10 protein-coding genes are annotated in these 11,416 nt (G+C 72.4%); 7 read left to right on the top strand and 3 right to left on the bottom strand.

Translation table 11 applies throughout. The annotated features are described in order from the left end of the window. Nucleotides 1–105: 105 nt before the first annotated feature. Nucleotides 106–588, bottom strand: coding sequence for an Lrp/AsnC ligand binding domain-containing protein (locus tag WD341_RS11165; protein ID WP_368425529.1), 483 nt, complete (start codon nucleotides 586–588; stop codon nucleotides 106–108). 133 nt (nucleotides 589–721) lie between these two features. Here WD341_RS11165 and putA point away from each other — a divergent pair, with 133 nt between their 5' ends. Beyond that, a complete protein-coding gene (putA, locus tag WD341_RS11160) occupies nucleotides 722–4,549 on the top strand; it encodes a bifunctional proline dehydrogenase/L-glutamate gamma-semialdehyde dehydrogenase PutA (RefSeq protein WP_368425528.1) in 3,828 nt (1,275 codons plus the stop codon). Beyond that, nucleotides 4,550–5,179, top strand: a complete 630-nt coding sequence (locus WD341_RS11155; protein WP_368425527.1) for an exopolysaccharide biosynthesis protein — start codon at nucleotides 4,550–4,552, stop codon at nucleotides 5,177–5,179. 7 nt (nucleotides 5,180–5,186) lie between these two features. On the opposite strand, the gene WD341_RS11150 is transcribed toward WD341_RS11155, so the two are convergent. Then, a complete protein-coding gene (locus WD341_RS11150; protein WP_368425526.1) occupies nucleotides 5,187–6,242 on the bottom strand; it encodes a sodium:calcium antiporter in 1,056 nt (351 codons plus the stop codon). A gap of 105 nt (nucleotides 6,243–6,347) precedes the next feature. After that, nucleotides 6,348–7,253, bottom strand: coding sequence for an ATP-binding protein (locus WD341_RS11145; protein WP_368425525.1), 906 nt, complete (start codon nucleotides 7,251–7,253; stop codon nucleotides 6,348–6,350). A 286-nt stretch (nucleotides 7,254–7,539) separates the two neighbouring features. Here WD341_RS11145 and yajC point away from each other — a divergent pair, with 286 nt between their 5' ends. The 5 genes from yajC to WD341_RS11120 form a co-directional block, all read left to right on the top strand. Further along, a complete protein-coding gene (gene yajC, locus WD341_RS11140; RefSeq protein ID WP_368425524.1) occupies nucleotides 7,540–7,938 on the top strand; it encodes a preprotein translocase subunit YajC in 399 nt (132 codons plus the stop codon). Nucleotides 7,939–7,989: 51 nt separating this feature from the next. After that, nucleotides 7,990–9,561: a protein translocase subunit SecD gene (gene secD, locus WD341_RS11135; protein WP_368425523.1), complete on the top strand. Its 1,572-nt coding sequence runs from the start codon at nucleotides 7,990–7,992 to the stop codon at nucleotides 9,559–9,561. A gap of 12 nt (nucleotides 9,562–9,573) precedes the next feature. After that, nucleotides 9,574–10,506 (top strand): protein translocase subunit SecF, encoded by a 933-nt coding sequence (secF, locus tag WD341_RS11130; RefSeq protein WP_368425522.1) that lies wholly within the window; start codon nucleotides 9,574–9,576, stop codon nucleotides 10,504–10,506. 64 nt (nucleotides 10,507–10,570) lie between these two features. Continuing rightward, entirely contained in the window at nucleotides 10,571–10,942 is a 372-nt protein-coding gene (locus tag WD341_RS11125; RefSeq protein ID WP_368425521.1) for an Mth938-like domain-containing protein, read from the top strand. A 118-nt stretch (nucleotides 10,943–11,060) separates the two neighbouring features. Further along, nucleotides 11,061–11,416: hypothetical protein (locus WD341_RS11120; RefSeq protein WP_368425520.1), on the top strand; the 356-nt coding region annotated here is incomplete at its 3' end.

Below are 11,416 nucleotides of genomic sequence, written 5' to 3'. Positions count from 1 at the left end.
CACGAGGATGCTACCGCCTCGTCGCCAGCCCCATAGCTTCTGTCGAGGGGCGTGGGCGCACCGGCAGTGCCGGGGGCACGCCTACGTCCGCCGCGAGCCCTGCACCTAGTCTTCCTCGACCGCCACGAAGGGCTCGTCCTTGACCGTCTCCATGACGGCGAAGGTGTGGGTCTGCTGGACGCCGGGCAGGGTCGAGAGGGCCTCGCCGAGCAGGGCGCGGTACTCGGCGATGTCGCGGCTGCGGACCTTGAGCAGGTAGTCGAAGGCGCCGGCGACCATGTGGCAGGACTGCACCTGGGGGATCCGGCGGACCGCCTCGTTGAAGGCCTCGAGCACGTCCGTCGTCGTGCGCTCCAGCGTCACCTGGACCAGGGCGACATGGCCGGCGCCGAGCCGGTCGGGGTCGAGCAGGGCGGCGTAGCCGCGGATGTAGCCGGCGCGCTCCAGCTTGCGCACCCGCTCGGCGAGCGGGGTCTTGGTCAGCCCGACCCGCCGGGCCAGGGCGACCAGGGACTGGCGGCCGTCGCGCTGCAGCTCGGCGAGGATGCGCCGGTCGATCCGGGAAAGGGCCTCGCTCTGTACGGGCATGGCAGTCTCTTTTCCTGCTACATGACCAAACGCTAGGCGATCGGCCGGGCGGGTGGCCAGACAAAAGAACCAAGGGCTGCCGGCTTTCTGGCAGATTGTGTCTCCCGTCTCCTCGCGCTCCCAGGGATTGCCCATGCCGCTCGCCTCTCCCGACCTGCAGTCGGCCGACGCCCTCGCGGCGGCCCGCGCCCGGATCCGCGGGCTCTACCTCGCGGAGGAGGCGGGCTGCCTCGCCGAGCTCTCCGCCTCGCTCGGCCTCGACCGCGCCGGGCGCGAGCGCGCGGTCGAGCGGGCGGCGGCGCTGGTCGCCGAGATCCGCGACGACCAGCGACCCGGCATGCTGGAGGCCTTCCTGGCCGAGTACGGCCTCTCGACCAAGGAGGGCATCGCGCTCATGTGCCTGGCCGAGGCGCTGCTGCGTGTGCCCGACGCCGAGACCATGGACGAGCTGATCGAGGACAAGATCGCGCCCGGCCAATGGGACCGTCACATCGGCCGCTCGGGCTCGGCACTGGTCAACGCCTCGGCCTGGGGGCTGATGCTGACCGGCCGCATCCTCGACGAGGATGCCAGCCGCCAGGAGCTGACCGGCGTGCTGCGCCGCCTGGTCAAGCGCCTCTCCGAGCCGGTCGTGCGCAACGCGGTGCTGCAGGCGATGAAGGTGCTGGGCCGCCAGTTCGTGCTCGGCGAGACCATCGAGGAGGCCCTGGAGCGCGGCAAGCCGCTGCTCGCCAAGGGCTACAGCTACTCCTTCGACATGCTCGGCGAGGCCGCGCGCACGGCCGCCGACGCCCGGCGCTACTTCCGCTCCTACGCCGCCGCCATCGCCGCGATCGGCGCCGCCTCGGCGGGCGAGGACCCGCGCGCCAACCCCGGCATCTCGGTCAAGCTCTCGGCGCTGCACCCGCGCTACGAGTTCGCCAAGCCGGAGCGGGTGCGCGACGAGCTGGTGCCGCGCGTCGCGGCGCTCTGCCAGCTCGCCCGCAACGCCGGCATCGGCCTCAGCCTCGACGCCGAGGAGGCCGACCGCCTGGACCTCTCGCTCGACGTGATCGAGGCGATCGCCGCCAGCCCCGACCTGCGCGACTGGCAGGGCTTCGGCATCGTCGTCCAGGCCTACCAGAAGCGCGCGCCGGCGGTGATCGACTGGCTCGACGCGCTGGCCGCCACCCACAGGCGCCGCTTCATGGTGCGCCTGGTCAAGGGCGCCTACTGGGACAGCGAGATCAAGCTCGCCCAGGTCCAGGGGCTGGAGGGCTATCCGGTCTTCACCCGCAAGGCGGCGACCGACGTCTCCTACCTGGCCTGCGCGCGCAAGCTGCTCGAGGCCGCGCAGCGGCTCTACCCGCAGTTCGCCACGCACAACGCCCACACGGTCCAGGCGATTCTCGAGCTGGCCGAGGCGCAGGCGGGCGAGCCGGCCTTCGAGTTCCAGCGCCTGCACGGCATGGGCGAGGCGCTGCACGAGCGGGTCGTGGCGCGGACCGGGCGGCTGTGCCGGATCTACGCGCCGGTCGGCGAGCACCGAGACCTGTTGGCCTACCTGGTGCGCCGCCTGCTGGAGAACGGCGCCAATTCCTCCTTCGTGCACCGCATCCTCGATCCCGCGGTGCCGCCGCGCGAGGTCGTGCCCGATCCCCTCGACCAGCTCGAGCGCCAGGGCGGGGTGCCGAACCCCGCGATCCCGGCACCGGCCTGGATCTACGGCGAGCAGCGCCCCAACGCGCGTGGCTGGAACCTCGCCGATGCCGATGCCCTGGCCGCGCTGGAGGCCGCGATGACGCCCTTCCGCAGCCACCGCTGGCAGGGCCGCCCCCTGGTCGCCGGTCCGGACAGCGAGAGCCGGAAGCGGGGGGAGGGGCAGGAGCGCCGCAACCCTGCAGACCACGCCGACCTTGTCGGCCACGCGCTCGACGCCGAGGCCGCCACGGTCGAGGCGGCCCTGGCCGCCGCCGGCGCGGGCTTCGAGGACTGGAGCCGGCGCGGCGCCAGCGCGCGCGCCGAGGCGCTGCGCCGGGGCGCGGACCTCTACGAGGACAACGCGCCGGAGCTCTTCGCCCTGGCCAGCCGGGAGGCCGGCAAGTCGCGCTTCGACGCGATCGCGGAAGTCCGCGAGGCCGTCGACTTCCTGCGCTACTACGCCAACGAGGCCGAGCGGCTCGCGACCGAGGATCCCGGCCTCGCACCGCGCGGCGCCTTCGTCTGCATCTCGCCCTGGAACTTTCCGCTGGCGATCTTCACGGGGCAGATCGCCGCCGCGCTCGGCGCCGGCAACGCCGTGCTCGCCAAGCCGGCCGAGCAGACGCCGCTGATGGCGACGCGCGCGGTCGAGCTGCTGCACGAGGCCGGGGTGCCGGCGGCGGCGCTGCAGCTGCTGCCGGGCGAGGGTGCCGCGGTCGGCGGCGTCCTGGTCGCCGACCCCCGCACCGCCGGAGTCTGCTTTACCGGCTCGACCGCGACGGCCCAGGCGATCCACCGGGCCCTGGCCGGCGCCGGCAAGGCCGAGGCGCCGCTGATCGCCGAGACCGGCGGGCTCAACTGCATGATCGTCGACTCGACGGCCCTGCCCGAGCAGGCGGTGCGCGACATCGTCGCCTCGGGCTTCCAGAGCGCCGGCCAGCGCTGCTCGGCGCTGCGACTGCTGTGCCTGCAGGAGGACGTCGCCGAGCCCGTGCTGGCGATGCTGGGCGGCGCCATGGCCGAGCTCTCGGTCGGCAACCCCTGGGCGTTGCCGGTCGACGTCGGGCCGGTCATCGACGCCGAGGCCCAGGACGACATCGAGGCGCACTGCCGCGCGCTCGAGGCCGAGGGGCGGCTGATCGCCCGCGCGCCGCTGGACCCCGAGGTCGCGGCGGCAGGAACCTTCGTCGCGCCCTGTGCCTTTCGCCTGGACGGCATCGAGCAGCTCGAGCGCGAGGTGTTCGGGCCGGTCGTCCATGTCGCGACCTACAAGGCCGAGGAGCTGGAGAGTCTGGTGGAGCGGATCAACGAGCAGGGCTACGGCCTGACGCTGGGCGTGCACTCGCGGATCGAGGACCGGGTCGAGGCGATCGTCGCCCGCGCCCACGTCGGCAACCTCTACGTCAACCGCAACCAGATCGGCGCCGTGGTCGGCGTGCAGCCCTTCGGCGGCGAGGGCCTGTCGGGTACCGGGCCGAAGGCCGGCGGCCCCTTCTACCTGCGCCGTTTCATGAAGGCCGCGGCGGGTGCGGACGCTGGGCTGCAGCCGGTCCTGGAGCCGGTCCGCGAATTGGAGAGCGCGCCAGAGAGCGCGCCGAAGCCGTCCGAGGCACTGGTCGGGGCCTTCGAGCCGCTGCGCGAGGGCCAGGGCGGCTGGCGCCACCTGGCGGACCGCGTCGACAGGCTGCGCCGCGCCGCCGAGCTTGCGCTGGAGGACGCGCCGGCCTCACGCGAGGCGGTCCGCCGGGCGCTGGCCGGCTGCGCGCCGCTCGTCGACCTCATGGTCGAGCTGCCCGGCCCGACCGGCGAGCGCAACACCCTGCGCCTCGCCAGCCGCGGCCCGCTCGCCGTGGTCTTCGCCGAGGGCGGCGAGCCGGGCGAGGCCTGGGCGCTGGTCGCCCGCGCGCTCGCCTTCGGCAACCCGACGCTGCTGGCGCTGCCGGAGGCGGAGTCCGGAGCGGGGGCCGAGGCGGCACGCGCGCGCCGTTTCGCCGGGATCCTCGCCGGCAAGGGCCCGAGCCCGTTCGCCGTGGTGGCACTTCCCGATGCGGAGGCCCTGGAGTCGGTCGCCGCGCTGCCCGGCCTGGCCGCGCTGGCGGTCGCGGCACCGCGGTCGACGGCCGCGCGCCTGCGCCGGGTCGCGGCGGCCCGGTCCGGGGCGATCCTGCCGATCGTCCACCCCGGCGACGAGCCGGTGCGCTTCGCGGTCGAGCGCTGCGTGTCGGTCGACACCACCGCCTCGGGCGGCAACGCCGCCCTGCTGGCCGACGCGGAGAGCTGAATGACCGGGATCGACAGCAAGAAGGGCGGCGAGTCGGAGGCCGAGTCCCTGCACGACCTCGTGCAGCAGCTGGTCGACAACACCGAGGGCGAGAAGGTCGAATTCGGCGAGCTGCTCGAGGCCGTCGGCATGCAGGCCTTCGGGCCGCTGCTGCTGGTGCCGAGCCTGATCGCGGCCCTGCCGGTGGTCGGCGCGATTCCGGGCATTTCGATCGTCACCGGCAGCGTCGTCGCCCTGATCGCGGTGCAGGTGCTGTTCGGGCGCCGCAAGCCGTGGCTGCCGCGCAAGCTGACGGGCTTCTCCTTCAAGCGCGAGCCGCTGGTCAAGGGCGTCGAATGGGCCGAGCCGAAGCTGCGCGTGATCGACCGCTTCATCCGGCCGCGCCGCACCTATCTGGTGCACGGCCCGGCGCGCTACGCGATCGCGCTGGCGGCGATCTTCAACGCCCTGCTGTTCTATCCGGCGGCGCTCTTGCCCTTCGCCGTGACCGCGCCGGCGCTGACCGTCGCGGTGCTGGCGGTCGGCGTCACCACCACCGACGGCAACTGGGTGATCGCCGGCTACCTGCTGACCGCGGCCTCGGCGGGCCTGATCGCCTACCTCTCCTTCTCGGGCCTGATTCCGCTCTGAGCGGCCGCTACCCCGCGATCAGCAGCGCCATGCCGGCGAAATAGGCGAGCAGGATCATGACGCTCTCGAACCCGATGTTGCCGATGCCGTGCTTCTCGCGCCGCAGCAGGCCGAGCAGCAGCAGCGCGACCATGAAGATCGAGAGAGCGACCAGGAAGATCTGACGCGGCTCGACCGCGTGGTAGAGCGAGCCCTCGACGTAGAGCAGGTCCGAGCCCGCCACGAACAGCACGTCGAAGGCATTGCCGCCGAGGATGTCGCCGACCGCCAGGCCGAGGGCGCCGCGGCGGATCGCCGCCAGGGCGGTGACCAGCTCGGGCAGCGACGTCGCGATCGCGGTGAAGGTCGAGCCGGCGGCGGTCTCCGACAGGCCGGTGCGCGTGGTCGCGGCGACCGCGAGGCCGGACAGCAGCCAGCCCATCAGGCCGACCACGGCGCCCATCGCCACCAAGCGCAGCACCAGGGCGACGAGCTCGCCGCGCCGCGGCCGCTCGGGCCTCTTCTCGCTGTCGGCCGCCGGGGCCAGCACCGGCTGCCACTGGGGGCGGCGGTGCGAGCCGGCGGTCAGGCGCAGCCCGGCGAGGTAGCCGGCGATCAGCAGCGGCGTCACCGGATGGACCGCCAGGGTGCCGGCGGAGCCCAGATGCAGGTCGGGCCCGGCCATCGCCAGGATCGGCAGCACCAGGAGCGCGATCAGCACCACCGCCTGGCTGAGGTTGGCCTCCTCGGCGGCGGCATACTCCAGGTTGGTCTTGCGGTAGGCGACGTCGGCCGCGACCAGGAACAGGGTCTGCGCCGCGATGCCGCCGAGCGCGTTCGAGACCGCCAGGTCCGGATGGCCGCCGGCGGCGGCGGTGAAGGAGGTCGCCATGCCCGGCAGCGAGGTGATGGCGCCGAGGACGACCGCTCCCGTTGCCGCCTGTCCGAGGCCGGAGACGTAGGCGAAGCGCTCGGCCTCGCGGGTCAGGCGCACGCCGACCACGCCGATGACCAGGGCGCAGGCGAGGAATCCGAGAGCGAGGAGGGACAGGGGCTGGCCGGAGAGCCAGTCGGAAAGCGGCATCGCCCTGCAACGCTCCAAGCGCCGGAGGGTTTCCCTCGACGGCGGCGGCGGCTTGGCAACCTCCTCCGCTTGCCCCGCCCGGTTCCGGCTTGCCTGCGGGCGTCGCTACTCGAGCGTGCGGCCGAGGCGGCCGGCGAGGTCCTGGACGTACTGCCAGGCGACCCGGCCCGAGCGCGAGCCGCGCGTCACCGACCACTCCTTGGCCTCGGCGTGAAGCTGCTCGAGCGGGATGTCCAGGCCGTAGCGCCGGGCATAGCCCTCGACCATCGAGAAGAAGGTCGGCTGGTCGGTGTTGTGGAAGCCGAGCCAGAGACCGAAGCGGTCCGACAGCGAGACCTTCTCCTCGACCGCCTCGGAGGGGTTGATGGCGGTCGAGCGCTCGTTGTCGATCATGTCGCGCGCCATAAGGTGGCGACGGTTCGAGGTCGCGTAGAAGACGACGTTCCTCGGCCGGCCCTCGACGCCGCCCTCCAGCACCGCCTTAAGCGACTTGTAGCTGGCGTCCTCCTGGTCGAAGGAGAGGTCGTCGCAGAACAGCAGGAAGCGCCGCTCCGAGCCCCTGAGGTCGGTCAGCAGGCGGGGCAGGGACGGCAGGTCCTCGCGGTGGATCTCGACCAGCGCCAGCGGCGGATACTCGCCCTCGGGAGCCGCCTCGTTGACCGCGGCGTGCACCGCCTTGACCAGCGAGGACTTGCCGGTGCCGCGCGCGCCCCAGAGCAGGGCGTTGTTGGCCGGCAGGCCGCGGGCGAAGCGCTGGGTGTTGGCGAACAGCGTGTCGCGCTGGCGCTCGATGCCCTTGAGCAGCTCCAGCGGCACCCGGTTGACGTCGGGCACCGGGTCGAGCCGGTCGCGCTCGGCGGCCCAGACGAAGACCGCGTGGCCGGCCAGGTCGACCGGCGCCGCCTGCGCCGGCGCCAGCCGCTCGAGCGCCGCGGCGATGCGCGCCAGCAGCTGCGGGACGTCCTGGCGCGCGGCCGGGTCGTGGGGGTCGGCAGGCTGGTCGTTGCTCATCGGGCCTCTCGGCAGGAGTCTCGGGATGTCGCCGGGGTCGGGCCGCCGGGGTCGCGCGGAAGCTAGGCGAGGCACCGGAGGGCGTCAACGCGCGGGCGAAGAGCCGCGACCCCCTCTCGCCCGGGGCAGCGTCGGCCGGCGCGCGGCTATCGTTGCAATTCGGCAAGGCGCGGCTATAGTCCGCCGCGTCTTTCCATGGGGCTTGCGCCCTCGGCCCCGGCGGCCGCGAGCGCAAGGTGCGTCCGCCGCACGCCGCCCCGAGCAGAACAAGGGACCCGACGTCGCCATGCTGATTTCTCCGGCCTACGCGCAGAGTGCGGCCTCTCCCGAGGGCGGCATGCTGGTCACCATCCTGCCGCTCGTCCTGATCTTCGTCGTCTTCTACTTCCTGCTGATCCGTCCGCAGCAGAAGAAGATGAAGGAGCACCGCAAGCTGGTCTCCGAGCTTAAGCGCGGCGACCGCGTCGTCACCTCCGGCGGCCTGATCGGCACCGTGGCGCGCGTCATGGACGAGGAGCTCGAGGTCGAGATCGCGCCGGGCGTCAAGGCCAAGGTGGTCCGCCAGATGGTCTCCTCGGTGGTCTCGCGCAGCGACGTCGCAGCCCGCCGCAAGGCCGAGAGGGCGGTGCCCGAGGAGGACGAGGCCGAGGAGACGGCCGACCTCGAGGACGGCAAGAAGAACTGAAGCTGACGCCCGGCTTTCGAGCCGGGCAATTCCTGGGACGGTCGTCGATCCATGGTCCATCTTTCGCGCTGGCAGCTGTTCGTCGTCCTGGCGGTCGTCCTGCTCGGCCTCGCCTTCGCGCTGCCCAACTTCATCCCGCGCGAGGACCTGGAGGAGGCGCCCTCCTGGCTGCCGAGCCAGCAGGTCAACCTCGGGCTCGACCTGCAGGGCGGCGCCTACCTGCTCTATGAGGTCGACCTCAATTCGGTCTTCGAGGAGCAGCTCGAGAACCTCGTCGACGCCGTGCGCGTCGACCTGCGCGAGGCGCGCATCGGCTACACCGGCCTGGCGGCGCAGCCGGCCGAGAACGCTATCGTCTTCCGAATCCGCGACCCCGGGCAGCTCGAGGCCGCGCGCGAGCGCCTGGTGCCGCTGGCGACCGGCGCCAGCCTGCGGCTCGGCGAGGACGGCGCCGGGCGCATCGAGCTGACCGAGCGCGCGGTCGAGGAGCGCCGCGACCACGTCGTGCAGCAGGCCATCGAAGTGATCCGCCGGCGCATCGACGAGACCGGCACGCGCGAGCCCTCGATCCAGCGCCAGGGCGACGAGCGCATCCTGATCCAGCTGCCGGGCATCGACGACCCGGAGCGCGCCAAGGACGTCATCGGCAAGACCGCGAAGCTGAGCTTCCGCTTCGTGCTCAGCGACGTGACCCCCGGCCTCGATTCGATCCCGGCCGGCGCCGAGGTGCTGCCCTCCGACGAGCGACTGGCGAGCGGCTCGACGCGGCAGTACGTGGTGCGCAAGCGCGTCATGATCAGCGGCGACAACCTGGTCGATGCGCAGAGCACCTTCCAGGATGGCCAGCCGGTCGTCTCCTTCCGCTTCGATTCGGTCGGCGCCCAGCGCTTCGGCCAGGCGACCAGCGAGAACGTCGGCGAGCTCTTCGCCATCGTGCTCGACGAGAAGATCATCTCGGCGCCGGTGATCCGAGAGCCGATCCTCGGCGGCAGCGGCGTGATCAGCGGCAACTTCACTGTCGAGAGCGCCCAGGACCTGGCGCTGCTGCTGCGCGCCGGCGCGCTGCCGGCGCCGCTGGCGCTGCTCGAGGAGCGTACCGTCGGCCCGGGCCTCGGCGCCGACTCGATCCGCGCCGGCGAGATCGCGGCCCTGCTAGGCATGGCCTTCGTCGTGATCTTCATGGCCGCGGTCTACGGGCTGTTCGGCGTCTTTGCCAACGTCGCCCTGGTCACCAACCTGATCCTGATCCTGGCGGTGCTGTCGGGGCTGCAGGCGACCCTGACGCTGCCCGGCATCGCCGGCATCGTGCTGACCATCGGCATGGCCGTCGACGCCAACGTGCTGGTCTTCGAGCGCATCCGCGAGGAGCAGCGCCTCGGCCGCGGACCGGTCATGGCGATCGATGCCGGCTATCGGCGCGCCATGACCACGATCATCGACTCCAACCTGACGACGTTGATCGCCGCCATGCTGCTGTTCCAGTTCGGCACCGGCCCGATCAAGGGCTTCGCGGTGACGCTGATGATCGGCCTGGTCACCTCGATGTTCACCGCGATCATGGTGTCGCGTCTGCTGGTCGTCGCCTGGCTGCGCCGCCGGCGCCCCAAAGAACTCGCAATCTAGGAACAGCGGCCAGTGGCTCTCATCAAGCGCGTACCCGCCAACCTGGGTCTCGACTTCATCGGCAAGCGGGCCTTCTTCCTGGTCTTCTCGGCCCTGCTGCTGGCCGTCTCGGTCGGTTCCGTCGCACTCCAGGGGCTGAACTTCGGCGTCGATTTCCGCGGCGGCATTCTGATGGAGGTCCAGACCAAGGGGCCGGCCGACATCGCCAACCTGCGCGACCGCATCTCCGGCCTCGGCATCGACGGCGCCACCATCCAGGCCTTCGGCGAACCCGACGACGTGCTGATCAACCTGCCGTCCCAGGGCGAGACCGCGGCCGAGACCCAGCCGTTGATCGAGACCATCCGCGCCGCGCTCAGCGACGTCGCCCAGGAGTACCGGCGCGTCGAGTTTGTCGGCCCGAAGGTCGGCGACGAGCTGCGCGAGGCCGGGGCGCTGGCGACCGTGCTGGCCCTGCTGGGCATTGCCGCCTACATCTGGTTCCGCTTCGAGTGGCACTTCGCCGCGGCCGCGCTGATCGCGCTGGTCCACGACGTGATCGCCACGATCGGCTTCTTCTCGGTGACCCAGATCGAGTTCAACCTGGCGACCCTGGCGGCCGTGTTGACCATCGCCGGCTACTCGATCAACGACACGGTGGTGATCTTCGACCGGATCCGCGAGGACCTGCGCAAGTACAAGAAGATGGCGCTGCCGCAGCTGCTCAACACGGCGCTCAACCACACCCTGACGCGCACCGTCCTGACCTCGGGCACGACGCTGCTCGCCCTGGTCTCGCTCTACGTCTTCGGCGGCGAGGTGATCCGCGGCTTCACGGCCGGGCTGATCTGGGGTGTGCTGATCGGCACCTTCTCGTCGGTCGGCATCGCGGTGCCGCTGCTGATCTACTTCGGCCTGCGCCGCACGGACATGGCGAGCACCGAGGAGGAAGCCGCTCGACCCTGAGCGGGGCGCGCCGCGCTTCGGCCGGCCCTTGCACGCGCCGGCGCCCCGCCTCAGGTTGGACGCCATGGACATCACCCCGCACATCGCCGAGGGCCGGCAGCTGGTCGAGCGCTACGGCGCAGGCCGATTCAGGGTCACCGGCCGCGTCTTCGAGGGCTCGGTGCTGGTGACGCCGGAGGTCGCCGTGGCTTGGCCTGTGACTTGTTTCGAGGAGCTCACAGTCGAGAGCCTGGAGCCGTTGCTGGCGGCGGGCCTCGACGTGCTGCTGCTGGGCTGCGGGCCGCGCCTGCTGCGGCCGGCCAAGAGCCTCCGGGAGGCGGTGCGCGCCCGCGGGCCGGTCCTGGAGCCGATGGACACCGGCGCCGCGGCGCGCACCTACAACGTCCTGATGGCCGAGGAGCGCCGCGTCGGCGCCGCCCTGATCGCGATCGATTGAGCGCGCGATCGCCGAGCGGGGGGCGACCGGCCGGCCATCCTTCCGTGCTACCCATGATCGCCGCGACCTGTCCGTCTGCGACCGCGACGCCGTGGTCGGCTTCGGGCATCCTGCGGCCATGGAACGGACGCTGCCCCTCGTGCTGCTCGTCTCGGCCCTCCTCTCGCTCGGCGGCTGCTCGGTCGCCGGCACGGTGGCCGCGACGGCGGTCAGCATCCTGACCTCCGCCGGCGGCGGAAGCGGCGCGCCGGCCCAGAAGGTTTCGCCCGGCGACCAGCTGAAGGAAGCGCTGGCCGGGCTAGACGACAGGGTCTCCCCGGCCTGCGCCGCCCAGGCGCGCCGAATCGAGGGACCCGACGATCGCCGCCTGCCGGCCGGCAGTGGCGGCAGCCAGAACCGGCCCGCTTCGCCAGCTCCGCGGGGAGGCTGGGCCGGTTTCCAGCCGGCGGGCGTCACCCCCCGAAGCCCCCAGAC

The sequence above is a fragment of the Tistlia sp. genome (assembly GCF_040905785.1).
Taxonomy (GTDB): domain Bacteria; phylum Pseudomonadota; class Alphaproteobacteria; order Kiloniellales; family DSM-21159; genus Tistlia.
This window is presented reverse-complemented; position numbering and strand designations above follow the sequence as displayed.